Here is an 18,194-nt window from a genome sequence, read left to right as displayed (position 1 = left end):
GCTAGCGCTGGCGCTTGAAGTCGCCGAGCAGGCATGGCGCGGTGATGACCATTATGAACACGTCAAACCAGAAAGAGGCGCGGTTCACATATTCCATATCGAGGCGGATGCGTTCGCGCACTTCCTCGCGCGTATGAACGGGGCCGCGAGAACCATTGACCTGGGCCCAGCCTGTAATGCCCGGCTTGACCCGGTGGCGGTGCGCATAGTCGCCAACAATGCCCTGAACTTCGTCATTCTCGGCCGTCATGCCGATCGCGTGCGGACGTGGACCGACAATCGACATCTCGCCGCGCAGCACGTTAATCAGCTGCGGCAGCTCATCGAGGGAGGTGGCGCGAATAAGCTTGCCGACACGCGTCACCCGCTCGTCATCACTCAGCGTCTGCTGGGCCATCTTCTCTTCGGCGTCCGGGTCGTGGCGCATGGAGCGGAATTTCCAGACGCGAATGACCTGATTGTTGAAGCCCTGGCGACGCTGACGGAACAGGATCGGCCCCGGGCTCTCCAGTTTGACGGAAATGGCTGTGATGAGCAGGATCGGGCTGAATGCGACCAGCATGAGGCTCGCAAACACGATATCCGCGGCGCGCTTGACGGTTGCGCGGCGGTTGTCGTCCGGTGCGCCGGAAACATAGGCGGCGGGCGACCTTGCAATCTCGGCAAGGCTTTCGGTTTCTGGGTCGAACCCTTCAAGGTCTAGCAGGAGGACGACACGCTGCGGCAGCACACGCAGACGGTCAATAAGCTCACGGACACGGTGGCGCGCATCCGATGTTACGGTCACGACAATACGATCAATTTCGGGCAGGCGGTCCCAGTTCATCAGATCGTCCAGCCGTCCGAGCACGGGTACACCCGCCATGGACTTCGGCGCACGCGACAGGCGGTCATCAAAGACGCCGACAATATTCAGCTCGCGCGTTTCGTCATTGCGCGACAGCAAGCGCTGCGCATTCGGCGTCGCCCCAACCAGCACGACATTCTCCGAAAGAGCGCCGTTACGGGTCAGAACCTTGAACAGGACGATGAAGTGGGCGTGGATGCCGATGCTTGCGCAAAAGGTGAGGTAAGCAGACCCCATAACCCAGCGCGTATGCGCCTCACCATAAAGTAGGGCAGTGGCTGCACAGAGTGCTGCCAGACCATACCCCGCGCCAATCGATGCGCGGATCATGTGCTCGGTCACTGGCCGGGCATAGGACAGCGTATAGGACTGGCTCGCCTTCAGGCCCCAGCGCAACGCAAACGGCATGAGGGCAAATGGCAGGACCAGATTGACGGGCGAGTAGAGAACGCTGTGACCGGTGAGGTAAAGCGTGAACCAGGCGATGAAGGCGGCGCCTGCAAAATCGACGATGCTGAGGGCGGCGCGCAGCAGTTCGCGATTGATCGGGTGGTGGCGTTGCTGGATGCGCCGCGCCCCTGCCGATAGATCAGCCGGTGACGTCGTCGCCGTCGAAACGAGGTGAGCCGCTTCATCAGGTCGATTGCTGTTGGCCGGTTCGGCCAGTCTGGATAGTCCTTCAGCCATGGCCTCGGTCTCATGCAACTGAGAGCATTCCTGCCAGAACAGCATCAATATTGCCTTTGTGGCATGTTTTAAATTTCAACTAAACTGGTCATGCATGCGCAGCCAGGTGCTGGGGCGGGCCGCGCTCAGATCTTGTCCTTGTACCAGTCGCGCGTCAGGAAGCCGTCGATCAGGTCGCAGATCAGGCCGATTTCAGTCAGCGTTTCGACATAGCGCGCCGGGTCGATGAGCGGTTTGAAGATAGAGCCGGCTTCGAACTGGTTGTCGGCTTCGAGCGCGATCGTCAGATGGCCTTCCTCGAACACGCCGCGGAGTTTTGAGCCCTTGAAATGGCGCTCCAGTGCGATCAGCCGTTCCATCCGGTCAGGCGTCAGCAGGGTGCGCGCCTCCACCTGGTCTGTCGAATAGACTGTAAAGGCGTCTTCGAGCTCTTTCGATACCAGCTGGACCTGCTGCATGCCATTCTTCCGGCCCCAGCTCCACCAGCCATCGCGGGCCAGCAATGTGCGCCCGAGGAAGCGTTCTGGATATTCGATATTGAGCAGCAGGCCCTGGAATTTGGTCACCGTGCGCCGGTTCTTGCCCGATCCCTGCTGCTCGGTGAGCTTGCATTCAACCATGGTAAAGGCGGCGTCGGCGCGTACCCCTTCGATCAGGTCTTCGAACTTGCGCGAGTCATAGCTCGGCATGAGGCCAACCGTTTTCAGCCGTTCGAAGGCGGGCGTGGGCGGTTCATTGCCCTTCGAAAAGACCGCCGACTTGTTTGCATTTACCCATGAGCCAAGGCTGCGCAGGCTGCTGACGCCAGACAAGTCCTGGTGCAGCGTGCTGTAGGTAAAGCCGAACGGTTCGCACGCCGCACCCACGACGAGCTGCTTGGTCTGCGATTTCATGCTGAAGACCGGCATCCACACGGCTGCGCAGGCGATGAAGATGCCGACGATCCCGGCAAAGATCCCGAATGGGAAAATCGCTTCAAACCCGAAGGCGATAATGGCCGCAAAGACCAGCGCAACAATGAAGGCCGCTGTTGCAACCGTGTGCATGGTCGCCCGCTTGATGACGGCCTTGCGCTCTTCTTCCATCGTCGTCAGTTCGGGCGCGAGACGATCCTGCCAGAGGAGGCGGGCGGCATCATGCTCCGGGCGGACAGGGTGAAGGCGCGCGAAGTGATCCTCAAGCGTCATGAATTTCGACATCAATTCCCCCATTGCCGTCACTGGATGAGGCGGCCTCAGCGGCTTCAGCCCTCGCGCATGTCCCAAAGGTCTCGCTCTGGTGACGCTATTTGCGCCAGACGGGTTAGCAAGCCGTGAAGCGCCTCTGCATCTTCCGGGCTAAGGGCTGCCAGCAGTTCCTGCTCATACGCCAGTGCCCGCGGAATGACAGCATTGTAGACCTCCCGCCCTGCCGTAGAGAGGCCGAGCGCCGACTTGCGCCTGTCGGCAACATCCGAGGTCCGCGTCACCAGCCCCCGGTCGATCAGGCTCGCCGTGGCCCGGCTCACCGCCGGCTTGTCCATCAGTGTGCGTGCGGCGACCTCAGTAGAGGTAATCCCGTCACTCTCGCCAAGGACCGCCAGGATGCGCCATTGCCAGATCGAGATATCGAACTCGCGCTCATACATGTCGGCGATCTTCCGCGAGACCGCATTGGAAAGCACTGAGAGCCTGTAAGGCAGGAAGTTGTCGAGGCGAAGCTTGTCACCGGCATCGTCATTCATGATCTGGCGAGGTCCTACCTTTGCGCGAGTTAACTTGATTTAGTTGCAAATGAAACTATTATCGAGTCAAACGCAACTTTTGGAGGTTAAGCACATGGCAGACCTGTTTGAAAATCCAGCTGGCCTCGATGGCTTTGAATTCATCGAATTTTCTGCGCCAGAGAAGGGCCAGCTCGAACCCGTCTTCGAAGTCATGGGCTTTACCAAGGTTGCCCGCCATCGCTCCAAGGATGTCGAGCTCTGGCGCCAGGGCGGCATCAACCTCATCACCAATTACGAAAAGGGCTCGCCGGCCTATTATTTCGCCAAGGAACACGGGCCGAGCGCCTGTGGCATGGGTTTTCGCGTCCGCGACGCCAAGGCCGCCTATGATCACCTCATCGCAAATGATGCAGAGCCATGCGATGTCCCCGCCGGCCCGATGGAGCTTAAGCTGCCGGCCATTCGCGGTATCGGCCACTCGCTCATCTACCTCATCGACCGTTACGCCGATGAGGGCGAAGAGGGCCTCTCCATCTATGACATCGACTTCGAATACCTGCCGGGCGTCGAGAAATTCCCGGAAGGCTGTGGTTTCAAGCTCGTCGATCACCTGACCCACAACGTCTATAAGGGCCGGATGAAGTATTGGGCTGACTTCTATGAGAAGCTCTTCAACTTCCAGGAAATCCGCTATTTCGACATTAAGGGCGAATATACCGGCCTCACCTCGCAGGCGCTGACCGCGCCGGATGGCAAGATCCGTATTCCGCTCAATGAAGAAGCCGAAGGCGGCAAGGGCCAGATCGAGGAATTCCTGCGTGAATACAATGGCGAAGGCATCCAGCACATCGCGCTCATCTGCGATGACCTCGTCGCGGCCTATGACAAGCTGAAAGCGCGCGGCGTGCCAATGATGACGCCTCCGCCGGATACCTATTACGAGATGCTGGGCGAGCGCCTGCCGGGCCACGGCGAGGACGAGAATGCGCTGAAGACGCGCGGCCTCCTGCTCGATGGCACGACCGAGGGCGGCGAACCACGCCTCCTCTTCCAGATCTTTGCAGAACCGCAAGTCGGCCCTGTCTTCTTTGAATTCATCCAGCGCAAGGGTGACTACAAGCAGGGTTTCGGCGAAGGTAACTTCAAGGCGCTGTTCGAAAGCATGGAACGCGACCAGATCAAGCGCGGTGCGCTGAAGGTGGATGAGAAAGAGGACGCTTGAGGAAGGCCCTTCTTACATTTGGAGGATTGCTCATCGCTGCGTGTAGTGGCGATGAGCCTACCCCGAATGTGTCTGCGTCCCCACAAACAACCCTCGTCGACGAGCGGCTAAGCGAGCTTTCCTGCAAGCCCTCGGCGCACGTTGCTGATGAAGCCGTGAAGGACTGCCAGTCGTCTGTTGGAGGAGAGCTCTACATCATTCAGGCTGTCGGTGGATGCCTTATAAGTCCTGGTAAATTGCCGGACGAGTGGGCGGAAGGCGAGCCTGTCCGGCGATGCATGCCTGACCTGATCTGGAGAACAGATAACGGTATGGCAGTCGCTCTGGCCTACCGCGTATCTCAATATGATGATGACCCATTAGATATTGAGCGAGATTATTTTCGCGGAAACTGGATAATCACCACGGTTGGTGGACCAGACCAGGATGTTTGCGCAACGCACAGTATTCGAGGCATCGGGGCTCGCGACGTCGTGCTTCGAGAACTTCGCGACCTATCGCTGCCGCGTGATTGCGATGGCAAGCAAACTTATATTGATGTGAACTAGGAGACCAAAATGACTGAAGACCCAAAACTCGGCGGCGTTCACCACGTCGCCTATCGCTGCAAGGATGCGAAAGAGACGGTCGAGTTCTACAACAAGCTGCTCGGGATGGATTTCCAGCTTGCCATTGCAGAGGACAAGGTGCCCTCGACCGGCGCGCCTGACCCGTACATGCACGTCTTCCTGGATGCCGGGAACGGCAATGTCCTTGCCTTCTTTGAGCTTCCGACGAAGCCGGACATGGACCGCGACCGCAATACGCCCGAATGGGTCCAGCACATCGCCTTCAAGGTGGAGACGATGGACGACCTGATGAACGCCAAGGCGCGGGCTGAGGAAATGGGCCTCGACGTTGTCGGGCCGACCCATCACGGCATTTTCAAGTCGATCTACTTCTTCGACCCGAACGGCCACCGTCTGGAACTCGCCTGCGACATCGGCACGCCAGACCAGATGGCCCAGCTGAAATCAGTCGCGCAGGACATGCTCGACGAATGGTCCCAGACCAAGAAAGCCCCGCGCCACGCGGCCTGGCTCCACGAAAAGATCGCCAACGAAACGGCCTGATAAGGCTGCTGAATGGAAATGTGAGAACGCCGCCTGCTCGGGCGGCGTTTTTCGTTTTCTTAGTCTAATGAGCAACTGAATGGGGTGTGCGGCGTTCACGATAAACGCATGCAAGGACCCGCCCCATGAAAGATACGACGCTGCGCATCAACGGCGAAGAGCGCAAGCTCTCTGCTGATACGCGCACAACGCTTCTCGACGCCCTCCGCAATCACCTCGGTCTGACCGGCTCGAAGAAAGGGTGTGATCACGGCCAGTGCGGTGCCTGTACGGTCATGGTAAACGGGCGGCGCATCAATAGTTGTCTAACGCTCGCCTGCATGCACGACGGCGATGAGATTACGACTGTTGAGGGCCTCGGTGAGCCGGGCGATCTCTCCCCGCTTCAGGCCGCGTTCGTTAAGCATGACGGTTTCCAGTGCGGGTATTGCACGTCCGGACAGATCTGCTCGGCAACTGCAATGCTCGAAGAGATCAAGGATAACTGGCCAAGCAACGTGTCCGGCAGCCTGACCGGCGAAGCGAAACTCACGCTCAAAGAAATCTCCGAACGCATGAGCGGCAATCTCTGCCGTTGCGCGGCCTATCCGAACATTGTCGATGCGATCCGCGAAGCCGCGGAGGCAAGCTCATGAGGCCCTTCGACTATTACCGCTCGAACGACCCGGCAGATGCCGTAGAAGCTGCCAGCGAAAAGGGGGCACTCTTCATTGCGGGTGGCACAAACCTGCTCGATCTCATGAAGCTTGACCTGATGACGCCAAATCGGCTCATCGATATTAATCGTATCGGCCTTGATGAAATCACGCCTTCCGATGACGGCGGTCTTTTCATTGGTACGCTGGTGACCAACAGCGATTGCGCCGCCGACATGCGGATCCGTCAGGACTATGAAGTCCTCTCTCGCGCTATTCTTGCGGGCGCGAGTGGCCAGCTCCGCAATAAGGCAACGACGGGCGGCAATCTCTGCCAACGTACGCGCTGCTACTATTTTTATGATCCAGATATGCCTTGCAACAAGCGCAAGCCCGGCTCTGGCTGCTCTGCCGTCGGAGGCGCCAATCGCATCCACGCTATTCTCGGCGCCAGTGATGAGTGCATCGCGACTTATCCGGGTGATATGGCCGTTGCGATGGCCGCGCTCGACGCGCAGGTCGTAATCGAAGGGCAGGGCGGCGACATCCGCACCGTTCCCGTTCGCGACTTCCACCGCCTGCCGGGTGACCAGCCTGACAAGGACAATATCCTGCGGCCCGGTGAGCTCATCACACACGTAACTTTGCCGCCGCCTGCCAGGGGCCGCCACATCTACCGCAAGGTCCGCGACCGGGCCTCCTATGCTTTCGCGCTCGTCTCGATCGCCGCCGTGGTCGAGATGGACGCAGGCAAGATCGCGTCAGCCTCGCTCGCCTTTGGCGGTCTCGCTCACAAGCCGTGGCATGACCCGGAAATAGATGACTTGCTGATCGGTGAAGCACCCTCCGACGCCCTTTTCGACAAGGCGGCCGACATCCTGCTCGCCGATGCGAACGGGCAGGGCGGCAATGATTTCAAGATACCGCTGGCCCGCCGCACGCTGAAAGCGGTGCTGCGCGAAGCGACAGGAGAGCGCTCATGACACGCCATCTCAAAATGGACACGCCGGCAACCGCGCGGCTACTCGACCAGCTGCCGAGCCGACTGACCGGGACGCCCATGGACCGGCCCGATGGGCCAAAGAAAGTCTCCGGCACAGCGACCTATGCCCATGAGTGGCAGATCGAGGGCAAAACCTTTGGCGTCCTTGTCCGTGCCCCAATTTCCAAAGGCAAGCTCGTACGCATCGATAAGTCTTCCATTGAAGGCCTGCCTGGCATCCTAGGCGTCTTCAGCGATGACCGCTTCCTGCGCAATCCAGCTCAAGGCACCGCGAATGAGGCGCCAATTCAGGGCGTGTCCGAAATCTCCTATTTCGGTCAGCCCATCGCGCTTGTCGTTGCCGAAACCTTTGAGCAGGCCCGCCACGGCGCCCATATGCTGGAACTGGTCTGTGAGGCCGACACCGACGGCGTCTATGACCCTGAAGCCAGCAACCTCTCGCCCGAACAACCCGAAGACGACCAGCTTGATCAGGGCGATCTCGACAAGGCCATGGCTGAGGCCGCCTTCACTGTTGATTCCACCTATCGCACGCCAAATCACAACAGCGCCGCCATGGAACCGCACTGTTCCATCGCCAGCTGGGAGGGCGACCAGCTCACCCTTCATGGCAGCTACCAGATGGTGAAGTACAATGTGAATGAGCTTGCCGACTCCCTTGGAGTTGAACCGGAAAAAGTCCGTATCCTGTCGCCATTTGTCGGTGGCGGTTTCGGCTCAAAGCTAGGGATCGCGCCCGAAGCCGTCGCTGCGGCGATTGCGGCAAAAGAGATCGGCCGCCCCGTCTGTGTGACCCTCACCCGTCAGCAGGTCTTCGAGAATGTCATGCGCCGGTCGGAGTCGCGCCAGCGTCTGCGTCTTGCCGCAGATGAAACAGGTAAGCTGACGGGCCTTGGTCATGAATGCCTCGTTTCAAACCTGCCCGGCGAGTCCTTTCATGAGCCAGTTATTCAGGCGACGCATTTCATCTATGGCGGCGAAAACCGGCGGCTCAGCATTGAGGTCGCCCGCCTCAACCGTATGTGCGCGGGCTCCGTTCGCGCCCCCGGCGAGGCGATCGGGATGCAGGTACTCGAGAACGCGATGGACGAACTCGCCCACGTCTCCGGTATCGATCCGGTTGAGCTTCGAAAGGGCAACATTCCGGAAATCCATCCAGAAGAGGACATGCCTTATAGTTCACGCCCCTTTGCAGCAGCCCTTGACGAAGGCGCCAAACGCTTCGGGTGGGACAAGCGCAATCCAGAGCCTGGCAAACAGCGCGACGGCGAATGGTTGATCGGCATGGGCATGGCCGCCGCTGCGCGCGTCAACATGCTGATGGAATCTAAAGCCCGGGTAAAACTGATAGATGACGGGACTGCCATTGTCGAAACCGACATGACCGATATCGGGACAGGCACCTATGCAATCCTCACCCAGCTTTGCTGCGACATGCTGGGCCTTGCGCCAGAGCAGGTTGATACGCGCCTCGGCGACAGCAACTTCCCCAAGGCGTCCGGTTCCGGTGGCTCTGTCGGTGCATCCTCCTCCGGGTCGTCTGTCTACCTCGCCTGTCAGGACATTCGCGGCGAACTCGCCCGCAGGCTGGGTTGCGATGAAGATGAGCTCCAGCTGAACGATGGCAAAGCCTCCGGCGGCGGCAAGGAAGTCAGCCTGATCGAGCTTCTCGCCGGCGAGACCATTGAAGGCGAAGGCCATATCGAGCCGGGTGAAACGATGGAAAAGGTGCAGCAAGCGACCTACGGCTCATACTTCGCCGAGGTCGCTGTCAACGCCGTGACAGGTGAAGCCCGCGTACGCCGCATGCTCGGCGTGTTTGGGGCGGGGCGGATCCTCAACCACAAGACGGCCAGGTCGCAATGTCTTGGAGGTATGACCTGGGGCATCGGCATGGCGCTCCACGAAGCGATGGAATTCGACCCGCGCGACGGTCATGTCGTGAACAATGATTTGGCAGAGTACCACGTACCGGTTAATCTCGACGTGCCGCAGCTGGAGGTTGTCCTGCTCGAAGAACGAGACGATTGGGCGAGCCCCATACAGGCCAAGGGCATTGGCGAGCTTGGTCTTTGCGGCGCAGGCGCGGCGGTCACCAACGCCATCTTCAATGCAACCGGCGTACGGGTTCGCGAGTATCCGGCAACACTGGACAAGATCCTGGATGGCCTACCGGAGCTTGAGCCAGCCTGAGCTCCGCGCTGATCATGCTTGGCTAGGGCTAGAACGTGCGCCTCGCTCCAAAAACACCTTACCAGTGGTCATCGAGCTTGGTTACCGCGACGAAGCAAATGACTTCAACGCAAAGACGCCGAAGTCGAAACTTCCCCTGTCGGTTACGCTGACCGAGGTCTGATCCAGACAGGCAGCAGCCGGGAACGGGGCACTTCGAACGCCCGGTCCCCAGCGGTTGCCGGAACTATTGCAACAGGTCCTCGAACATCCAGGTGTAACGCCGGTGAGAGGCCGTATCGTTTTCGAGATTGAGGTTTCCGCGCTTTTTGAAGAACGAGGCTTCATCACGCTTGGGCAGGTGAACTGTCCGTCGCGCCGGCTGCGGCGCCTTCTTCTGGTTATCCTGCGATTTCATCATGCTAGCTCACCCCCGCAATTACGCCGGTCATGGCAAAGACTGCCAGCGCGGTAGAGATTGCCAGTACGGCCAGCATTCCGGGGGTGATCGAGCCCTGGCGCGCCTTGTCGGTCTGAAGTTTCGTCTGTTTCATTTTGAACTCCTTTCACCAATGGCTACGGGGGCGCGCTCCAACTGGATCAGGGTTGAAAACAAGGGCTTGCGACCTAGAATGCTGACCAGCTCGACCTGGCGTCTGCCAGACAAAAGGCATTTTCCATAAAAACTATTCTTCTGACAGGCGCCACTGACGGCATCGGCCTCGAAGCAGCGAAACGACTGCTGGAGTAGGGCCAGAAACTGCTTCTGCGCGGCCGCACTTCGTAGAAAACTTTGAGCGGTTCCTACATAAAGGCACGGTGCGTGGTTGCCTTCAGGCGCGCGCAATTTCGCGGCGCGCCGTAGACTTGTAAGGTGCCATGTCGCATCTTTTCCTTCTCAAAGGGGGAAATGCGATGCGATCCAGACGCCACGATATGTTGGGGGCCGCGGTCGGCGCCTTGATGCTCGCCTCCTGCGTGTCCGGGGAAGGGGCAGACAGTGACGCGCCGCCACCCGCTTTCATCGACCCGCTCATCCTGTCGCAGACCCGCTGCGGCGGGCAGGCCGCGCCCATCGGCGCTCAGGACCAGACGGACGCTTTGCCACTGGAGGCAAGCTTCGATTTCGGGGCGCCATTTGCCCTGCCTGAAGAGGTCATCGACCATTTCCATTACCCGGTCACAACGAAGAGTGCACACGCCCAGACATGGTTCGACACCGGTCTCGCGCATATGGCCAACTTCAATCACAATGAAGCCATTGCGGCCTTCCGGGAGGGGCAGCGGCTCGACCCGGACTGTGCCATGTGTTTCTGGGGCGAGGGGCTCGCCTTTGGCAGTAATATCAATGCGCCCTTCGTCCCGGCACGTGGCGCGGCCGGACTGATTGCAACGCGCGGCGCTGCGGCGAAGGCCTCTTCCATTTCGGAAAAGGAAGCAGCCCTCATATCGGCGCTGGAGGCTCGCTACCGCCAGAATGAGACGGGCGAGGTCGTCGAAGACGCCGAAACCTATGCCGACAGAATGGATATTGTTTCGCGCCGCTATGGCGATGACAAGCTGATCCTTGCCCTCGCGGCCGAAGCGAACATGGACACACAGCCCTGGGACTATTGGCAGGCTGGCGCGCGCATACCCAAGGGACGGACGGCCCGCACACTCGAACTGCTCGATGCGGCGCTGGCAATTGACCCAGACTTTGCGCCGCCGATCCACCTTTACATCCATGCAACCGAAGCGTCGGTAGACCCGTTTCGCGCCGAAGGATTTGCGGACCGTTTGCATGCACAAGGGCTTGGCGTCGGTCACCTCGTTCACATGCCGTCCCACATCTATCTTCGGCTTGGACGCTGGAAAAAAGCCATTCAGGCAAATATCGACGCCATCGCCGCCGATGAGGCCTATATCGCTGAAAGCGCAAATGGCGGATTCTATGGCGCCGTCTACTATCCCCACAATGTGCATTTCGTGATCGCGAATGCGCAGCTTGGCGGCGACGCAGCGACGGCGCTTTCGATGGCGGACAAGCTGTCAGGCATCGTGACGATAGATCCTGCCTCTCCATCGCCTTTCGGGGAACGTGTCGCGGCGGCTGAGCTGTTCACGCTCCTGCAATTCGGGTCCGATGAGGACGTGCTCGAATATGAATTGCCGTCTTCGGCACACCTCTTCGCTCAGATGGCCTGGCACCATGCCCGGGGCGTTGTCCTTGCGAGACAGGGCGCGCTGGACGGTGCCCGCACGGAACTCGCGGCGTTGAGGTCGCTGACAGAGGCTGAGGGCTTTGATGCGTATGCAGCGCGCGGCGCACCTTTGCCGGACCTTGTTGAAGTGGCCAGTCATGTTCTCGCGGGCCGTATCGCCGCAGCTGAAGGCAATTACGCAGCGGCTATCGACGCATTGGAGTCTGCGGCCACCTCGCAGGAAAAACTCCCCTATTTCGAACCAGCCTGGTGGTATTATCCAGTCCGGCAATCACTCGGCGCCTACCTTCTCGTGGACGGCCAGATTGACCGCGCCGAACGAGAATTCTTCAAGACCCTGATCGAGTCGCCAAACAACGCCTATGCCCTTTTTGGGCTCGCCGAAGCCTACGCGGCCAAGGGAAATGAGCGCTCTGAAGCCTATGCGAGACACCTGTTCATTGAAGCATGGCTCGGCGGGCCGGACGCGCCATCGCTCGCTGACCTTTGACTAGAAGCCGTTCTTCCAGATCGCGCTACTATTCCGAAGGCCCGTCTGAGGGCCCATCTCCTGCCATCAGAATTCGTCCTGGCGCTATTAACTCTATCGTCATCCCGGCCTTGAGCCGGGACCCAGAGGAAACGAAGCGCCACGCAGCAGCTGGGTCCCGGTGTTGCGCAAGAACGCAAACCGGGATGACGGCAAAGCGGGGCTGTCGGACAAATCAAATTTATCCCCACCATCTAGAGCGCAGCGCATACTACACGCCTTCCATCACCAGACAGGGCGGTCCGGACCGACCGGGTGGAGATGGTTCTCGCAGCGTTGGTGCCTGCCGGAAAGACCCCGGCAGGCATTCAGCAGAGCGAGAGGGCTCATGGCTGGCATCTGCCGCCCATGAGTGGAGTGCGAAGGAGACGAGTGCTGCCGGTATGGGACTAACGGCCCTGCCACAAGGCGGTCCGCGCTATCCACTTGTCCAGTCAGGCGACGGCTCGCCTTTCTGAGTCCTCTGGGCGGCCCGCGTCAAACGAGCGGGCAATTCTTCGCAGGGCGCGTCCAAGGCGCACGCTCTACAGCCACGCCGAAAGGCTGGCATTACATATAGCGTCCACCCTGGACGCGCCCGGCCCTGTCACAGGGGCGAGACTGATGCGCACCGCCAGCGGGAAACCCCGTATGGCGATATCGGTGTTTGAGTTGAAATAGTCCGCTCACCCCGGCGCAGGCCGGGGTCTCAGCCAGTTTGGGTACGGCGCCCGCCTCACGACATCCCGGCCTGCGCCGGGATGAGCGGATGCATGAGACGCTGCAGCCCTTAGCCCGCTCCATGAGAGGCGCACCAGCGCCGACACGGGAGCAAACCTGAAAGAGCAAATTGCCCTTCCGAAATCTGCCCCGCGCGCATAGGCTCTTCGCAAAATATGCCGGGAGGAAAAATCGCATGACTTACAGAATGGCCGTATCGGCCTTTGCCCTCGCATTCGTTTCAATGTCGTCGTTTGCTCATACCGAAGGCAGCAATGTTGACGTTCCTGCACCGCCGGCTGCTGGTGAGGCGAGTGAGGCAACCGCCGCTGCCAACCGTGCCATTGCCGAACGACTGCCGCTCAATGACCAGGGCGACCTTGAAGACGCTTCGCGGGGGTTTCTTGCCGCGATTGAAGCCGACGCCATCCTCGATGAAGACGGGAATACGGTCTGGTCGATCCCGCAATTTGACTTTCTGCAGGGCGATGCGCCAGCCACGGTGAACCCGTCGCTCTGGCGCCAGTCGGCGCTGGCAGCCAAACATGGCCTGTTTGAGGTGAAAGACGGCATCTGGCAGGTGCGGGGCTATGACCTCTCCGTCATGACCGTCATTCGCGGTGAAACAGGCTGGATCATCGTCGATCCTCTGACAGTCAGGGAAACCGCTGCAGCGGCGCTCAAGCTGGTCAACGAGACGCTGGGTGAGCGGCCTGTGACCGGCGTTCTCTACACGCATGCACACGCGGACCATTTTGGCGGGGCTCGCGGCGTGATCAGCGAAGAAGAGATCGAGGCGCGCGGCGTGCCAGTGCTTGCGCCAATCGGCTTCACCGAAAGTGCGGTGACTGAGAACCTTATCGCGGGCAATCTGATGCAGCGCCGCGCAGTTCTCATGTTCGGAAATACGATCCCGCGCTCGGAAACCGCGAATGTGGGAACAGGGCTTGGTCCGGGCCTACCGCAAGGCACGACCGGCCTCGTCCTCCCGACCGAAGAAATCGAAGGCTGGGGCACCGTTCGCGAGATTGATGGTGTGAGGTTCGAATTCATGGATGCGGGCGGCACCGAAGCGCCGGCCGAATTCATGTTCTACCTGCCGCAGTTCGACGCGCTTTGCACCGCAGAGGTCGCGACCGGGACCTTCCATAACGTCCTGACATCCCGCGGGGCAAAAGTCCGCGATGCGCTGAAATGGAGCCGGGTGATCGACCGCGCGCTTGCCGATTATGGCGACCGCTCAGACGTTGTCTTCGCGTCCCACCATTGGCCAAGCTGGGGGCAGGAGAATGTCGAGAGCTTCCTGCGCAACCAGCGCGACACCTATCGCTATGTACATGACCAGACCCTGCGCCGCGCCAATGCCGGCGCCACAATGACGGAGGCCGCGGAGACAATCCCCGAGCCGGACTTCAGCCAGGAAGATTTTTCGACACGCGGCTATTACGGCACGCTGAACCATAACTCCAAGGCGGTCTATCAATACTATTATGGCTGGTGGAGCGGTGTGCCCGCCAACTATCATGCCCTTCCTGACGAAGAGACCGCGCCGCGCTATGTTGAAGCTATGGGCGGACTTGAGGCCGTTCTCGCGCGTGGGGCCGGCGCCTATGAGCAAGGCGACTACCGGTGGGCTGCAGAGCTGTTCAACAAGGCCGTCTTTGCCGAACCGGATAGCCAGACGGCAAAGGACTGGCTGGCGGCCACCTATGAACAGATGGGTTTTCAGGCTGAAAGCGGCTCCTGGCGAAGCTATTTCCTGACCGCCGCATCCGAATTGAGAAACGGAGTCCCAGAGAGTGGGGCACCCAATCTTGGCAATGCCGACTTCCTTGCCGCTGTACCGACGCTCGATTTGTTTGATGCGCTGGCCAGCCGCTACAACCCTGACAAGCTCTCGCGTGACCCGTTTGCCGTCGTCTTTGCGTTCAGCGATACCGGCGAAAATATCCGTGTCGAAGTCGGCCGCGATGTCGTTGTACCGCGCAGTGTTGCTGAGACGGGTGACGCGACCGCTACGCTGAACATGACGCGGGCCGACTTTAACAGGCTGATCCTGCGCGAAGCTGGCGTGCCTCAACTTGTCGCCTCTGGCGCACTTTCAATCGAAGGGGAGGGGGCAGCTGCTGCCGCATTCCTGGGCGCTCTCGACCAGCCGGAGTTCTGGTTCCCGGTCGTCACGCCCTGATGCGATATGCAGACGGTGCTGTTTGGCCTCTTGCCCGCATGAGGCCATCCGGTTAGTCAGGCAATCTGGCTTGGGAGAGGTGGCCGAGTGGCTGAAGGCGCGCCCCTGCTAAGGGCGTATACGTTTACGCGTATCGAGGGTTCGAATCCCTTCCTCTCCGCCAGCCAGTCTTCCGAAAATCCCGAGAATCGAGACGTCTGCGAATAATCCCGACAATTCCGGGGCTTATCGCCCGTATCAGCGACTAAAATCTGCAGTTTCCGTCTCCATTCTCCTGCAATCGTGCGCTTTCAGCCAAAAGTCTCTGTCGGCCAATTTTTCAGTCAAGTTTAGCGGCATTTTCCCTGTTATCGCCCGATTTACAGCGAAATCGCTTATTTTTGCAGGGAAACGTCGACTCCTAAGGCTGCAAAATCGCGTGTTTACAGTGCTCTAAAGCTAAATTCCCTGCGTGCAATAACAGGGAATTCTTTGATCCATAACAGGGAAATTTATTTTCATTAACAGGGAAAAATCGGCGAACGGACCAGGAAAGCGTACAATAGTGACATGCTTGTGCGGGGCGTTCGATCTCTTTCGGTTGGTGTTCAAAAGCCGAGGGGAGCTGCCGATGACGAGATTGTCAGTTGAGAAACGTGCGGAGCTGCAAGCGTTCTTGTGGGCTCATCACGAGGCGTGGAGCGCAGTGACTTGAATCAGCGGGAATATTGCGAAGTGAACGACCTACCGCTGAAGTGATTTGGGAACTGGTGCGCTCAGTTCAGACGCGAGCCGCGGCCGGAGCTGCTGGACCTGCTCTATCGTCGCGGGGGGGGGCTAAGTCATAGCTTTAGTCATACCTTTAGTCATGACCTAAGTCATATGACTAAGGGTATGACCGAGAGGAAAATCTCAAGTCCTCAGCGCATACCATTGAAGATTTTGCAGAGGATGCACCGGGTGATTACGCGGGAATCTAGGAGAGGAAAATCGAGTCCTGTTCGTCCCAATTTACCGGGATCGAAATCTTCGAAAGCTGATAAGCTGAGATATGCGGCGCCTGCCGACCCCCACTAATCGCTTCAAGAATTCGCGGGGACAGAAATGCCAGATCAAGATTGTGCGTGATGTAGGATGGCGAGACATTTTGCTCGGCCGCGATCTCGCTGATTGCGCGTCCAGCTTTGATGGCATCGAGCCAATCCATGGCCTTAACGACCCGACGGATCAGGGCCCGATCCACTTTTCGAGATACGCTCGCATTTTCCAAAACAAGTTTCCGTTCCACACCGCGACGGCGTTGTGTGAACGGAACACGGACCGGATGCGCGTTCTCCCGTCCGGCGAGGTGGATTTCCAGCTCATTCGAGCCAACCACCAGCCGGTCGATCTGTTCCAGCGTTTCGCGCTGCGATGTGACGCCATCAGCCGATTGTTGTCGAATGTTAGGACGATGAATCAGCGCATTGAACGCCGCCTGTTCTAGCTCATGGGCGGGCAGGCGGACCGTCTCGTCCGAAGAAACGTAATAGCGGTATCGTCGCTGCCCTTTCCGAGCATGATGGGCGTAGAAGGATCGTCCATTCTCATCGAACACTCTGCCAGCGAGCGGGGATGGATTGGCGGCACTCTTTCGTGTTTTTCGGGCGACACGGTTGTTTGCGAGCTTCTCCTGAACCCGGACCCAGAGCGCTTCCGAAATGATCGCGTCATGCAGTCCATCATAGACCTGGTCGCGATGCTTGATTTTTCCGCGATAGAGAGGGTTGGAGAGCAGCTGATAAAGATGGCCCCTTGTGAATGGTTTGCCGCCAGTGACCCGGCCCGAGGCAGACACGTGCTGCTTGGTCCTTAGGTCTTCGGTATCAGCGTAGTCCTTCAGTTTCCGGACCGAGCCGACGTTGATGTATGTTTTGAATAGGGTTTGGACCGTCTCAGCTTCACCCTTGTTGATCACGATACCACCATCGGTTTTATCGTAGCCTAGCGGCAGAACGCCGCCCATCCACATTCCCTTTTTCTTAGAGGCGGCGATTTTATCGCGGATCCGCTCGGCCGTGACCTCCCGCTCGAACTGGGCAAAGGAGAGCAGGACGTTCAGTGTCAGTCGGCCCATGCTGGAGGCGGTGTTGAACTGCTGAGTTACCGAAACGAAAGACGCGGCGGTCGCGTCGAACCGCTCAACCAGCCGAGCAAAGTCGGCGAGTGAGCGAGTGAGGCGGTCGATCTTGTATACGACGACCATGTCGATGCGGCCGGCCTTGAGTTCAGCGAGCAATGCCTGGAGGGCAGGGCGATCCATGGTCCCACCGGATATGCCGCCATCGTCATAGCGCTGCGGCAGGAGTTTCCAGCCTTCATGGCGCTGCGACCGAATATAGGCCTCGCAGGCCTCTCGCTGCGCATCGAGCGAGTTGAAAGCCTGGTCAAGGCCTTCATCGGAGGACTTCCGAGTGTAGATGGCGCAGCGGACCTTCTTCATGTCTGCACACCGAAGAAGCGAGGTCCCGACCACTTGGTCCCGGTGATCTCCTTGGCGATGGCGCTAAGCGATCGCCAGGTCTTGCCATTCCAGAGATAGCCGGCTTCGGTGATATCGACGGTGTGCTCGACGCCGCTCCATTCTCGAACCAGGCGTTGGCCGCTGGTGGCCGGCAAGGTGCTATTGGGCGGGGCCCCAGTTAGCCGTTGCAGCTTGCGAACCAGCGTCGCCCGTGGGCGACCTGAGGTCTGCCATTGGTGTTCGCAGGTCAGGATCTTCGCCATCATGGGCGAGCGGAGCTTATGAGGCGGCGGTGAACCGATGATTTCGGTCCAGCACTCGATCAGCTCCTCCCGTGAAAGCCGGTTGAAGTCGCCGTGCCTCACGTCTTGTCTCCACGCAGCTTGAAGCGGGCAGCGGACTTCTCGGTCTTTGCGACCCTGTCGATAACATAACCGCGCTTGCGCAGCCGGGTCATGGCGGCGCGGACCGTGTGTGGCTGCCAAGTCAGTAGGGCCGAAAGTTGCTTCAGCGTCTGGCCCTTGCCGGTCAGGCCGTCGACTAGGCGGGCTTCCTTGGTGCCGTCTTTAGGAGCGTCGATTGTGTGTTGGTCAGTCATGGCTTGTCTCCTTTCGATTGTAGGGGCGATCATCCGCTCCCACTGAGACAAGCCCGGGCCGATACCGGGCCGCGCTTTAAATTGTCGAAGACAGCAATGCTCCGAATGCGG

At 59.4% G+C, this 18,194-nt stretch carries 16 protein-coding genes and 1 tRNA gene; 9 read left to right on the top strand and 8 right to left on the bottom strand.

From position 1 onward, the window contains the following. Position 1 precedes the first annotated feature (1 nt). The 3 genes from D1224_RS03050 to D1224_RS03040 all read right to left on the bottom strand — a co-directional run bounded on the left by D1224_RS03050 (position 2) and on the right by D1224_RS03040 (position 3,257). Positions 2-1,534 (bottom strand): exopolysaccharide biosynthesis polyprenyl glycosylphosphotransferase, encoded by a 1,533-nt coding sequence (locus tag D1224_RS03050; RefSeq protein WP_233350372.1) that lies wholly within the window; start codon positions 1,532-1,534, stop codon positions 2-4. A gap of 125 nt (positions 1,535-1,659) precedes the next feature. Then, on the bottom strand, positions 1,660-2,733 hold the full coding sequence (locus tag D1224_RS03045; protein ID WP_182482143.1) for a DUF3137 domain-containing protein: 1,074 nt from the start codon (positions 2,731-2,733) through the stop codon (positions 1,660-1,662). Between the two features lie 44 nt (positions 2,734-2,777). After that, positions 2,778-3,257 carry a MarR family winged helix-turn-helix transcriptional regulator gene (locus tag D1224_RS03040; RefSeq protein WP_119378457.1) on the bottom strand — a complete coding sequence of 160 codons (480 nt, stop codon included), beginning with the start codon at positions 3,255-3,257 and terminating at the stop codon, positions 2,778-2,780. A 94-nt stretch (positions 3,258-3,351) separates the two neighbouring features. On the opposite strand from D1224_RS03040, the gene hppD reads away from it, so the two are divergent. From hppD to D1224_RS03010, 6 genes are all read left to right on the top strand, one after another. Further along, positions 3,352-4,461 (top strand): 4-hydroxyphenylpyruvate dioxygenase, encoded by a 1,110-nt coding sequence (gene hppD, locus D1224_RS03035; protein ID WP_119378456.1) that lies wholly within the window; start codon positions 3,352-3,354, stop codon positions 4,459-4,461. A gap of 278 nt (positions 4,462-4,739) precedes the next feature. Then, complete coding sequence (locus D1224_RS16415) at positions 4,740-5,009, top strand: hypothetical protein (RefSeq protein WP_182482142.1); 270 nt, start codon at positions 4,740-4,742, stop codon at positions 5,007-5,009. A gap of 9 nt (positions 5,010-5,018) precedes the next feature. Further along, positions 5,019-5,573 carry a VOC family protein gene (locus D1224_RS03025; RefSeq protein WP_119378454.1) on the top strand — a complete coding sequence of 185 codons (555 nt, stop codon included), beginning with the start codon at positions 5,019-5,021 and terminating at the stop codon, positions 5,571-5,573. Between the two features lie 125 nt (positions 5,574-5,698). Next, positions 5,699-6,208, top strand: a complete 510-nt coding sequence (locus D1224_RS03020; protein WP_119378453.1) for a 2Fe-2S iron-sulfur cluster-binding protein — start codon at positions 5,699-5,701, stop codon at positions 6,206-6,208. Further along, complete coding sequence (locus D1224_RS03015; protein WP_119378452.1) at positions 6,205-7,191, top strand: FAD binding domain-containing protein; 987 nt, start codon at positions 6,205-6,207, stop codon at positions 7,189-7,191. Before D1224_RS03020 ends, D1224_RS03015 begins: the two co-directional genes overlap by 4 nt. Next, positions 7,188-9,404 carry a xanthine dehydrogenase family protein molybdopterin-binding subunit gene (locus D1224_RS03010; protein WP_119378451.1) on the top strand — a complete coding sequence of 739 codons (2,217 nt, stop codon included), beginning with the start codon at positions 7,188-7,190 and terminating at the stop codon, positions 9,402-9,404. The genes D1224_RS03015 and D1224_RS03010 overlap by 4 nt, the downstream gene beginning before the upstream one ends. 226 nt (positions 9,405-9,630) lie before the next feature. On the opposite strand, the gene D1224_RS16410 is transcribed toward D1224_RS03010, so the two are convergent. Both D1224_RS16410 and D1224_RS16720 read right to left on the bottom strand, forming a co-directional pair. Further along, the gene (locus D1224_RS16410) at positions 9,631-9,804 is read right to left on the bottom strand and encodes a hypothetical protein (protein WP_182482141.1); all 174 of its coding nucleotides are present in this window, start codon (positions 9,802-9,804) and stop codon (positions 9,631-9,633) included. A gap of 1 nt (position 9,805) precedes the next feature. After that, entirely contained in the window at positions 9,806-9,937 is a 132-nt protein-coding gene (locus D1224_RS16720; RefSeq protein ID WP_267897071.1) for a hypothetical protein, read from the bottom strand. Between the two features lie 361 nt (positions 9,938-10,298). Between D1224_RS16720 and D1224_RS03000 the strand changes: the two genes are divergently transcribed. The 3 genes from D1224_RS03000 (at position 10,299) to D1224_RS02990 (ending at position 15,166) form a co-directional block, all read left to right on the top strand. Continuing rightward, positions 10,299-12,077: a hypothetical protein gene (locus tag D1224_RS03000; protein ID WP_233350371.1), complete on the top strand. Its 1,779-nt coding sequence runs from the start codon at positions 10,299-10,301 to the stop codon at positions 12,075-12,077. A 934-nt stretch (positions 12,078-13,011) separates the two neighbouring features. Next, positions 13,012-15,003, top strand: a complete 1,992-nt coding sequence (locus D1224_RS02995; RefSeq protein WP_119378449.1) for an alkyl/aryl-sulfatase — start codon at positions 13,012-13,014, stop codon at positions 15,001-15,003. 73 nt (positions 15,004-15,076) lie between these two features. Beyond that, positions 15,077-15,166, top strand: a tRNA-Ser gene (locus D1224_RS02990). 792 nt (positions 15,167-15,958) lie between these two features. Here D1224_RS02990 and D1224_RS02985 read toward each other — a convergent pair. The 3 genes from D1224_RS02985 to D1224_RS02975 are packed head-to-tail and all read right to left on the bottom strand — an operon-like array spanning position 15,959 to position 18,083. Continuing rightward, a complete protein-coding gene (locus D1224_RS02985; RefSeq protein ID WP_119378448.1) occupies positions 15,959-17,464 on the bottom strand; it encodes a recombinase family protein in 1,506 nt (501 codons plus the stop codon). Next, complete coding sequence (locus D1224_RS02980) at positions 17,461-17,850, bottom strand: DUF2924 domain-containing protein (protein ID WP_119378447.1); 390 nt, start codon at positions 17,848-17,850, stop codon at positions 17,461-17,463. The genes D1224_RS02985 and D1224_RS02980 overlap by 4 nt, the downstream gene beginning before the upstream one ends. Then, positions 17,847-18,083: a DUF3489 domain-containing protein gene (locus D1224_RS02975; RefSeq protein ID WP_018147859.1), complete on the bottom strand. Its 237-nt coding sequence runs from the start codon at positions 18,081-18,083 to the stop codon at positions 17,847-17,849. The genes D1224_RS02980 and D1224_RS02975 overlap by 4 nt, the downstream gene beginning before the upstream one ends. Between the last annotated feature and the right edge of the window lie 111 nt (positions 18,084-18,194).

It is taken from the genome of Henriciella barbarensis, from assembly GCF_003576345.1.
Taxonomy (GTDB): domain Bacteria; phylum Pseudomonadota; class Alphaproteobacteria; order Caulobacterales; family Hyphomonadaceae; genus Henriciella; species Henriciella barbarensis.
The sequence above is the reverse complement of the archived record's forward strand: the minus strand, read 5'-3'. Positions and strand labels throughout refer to the sequence as shown.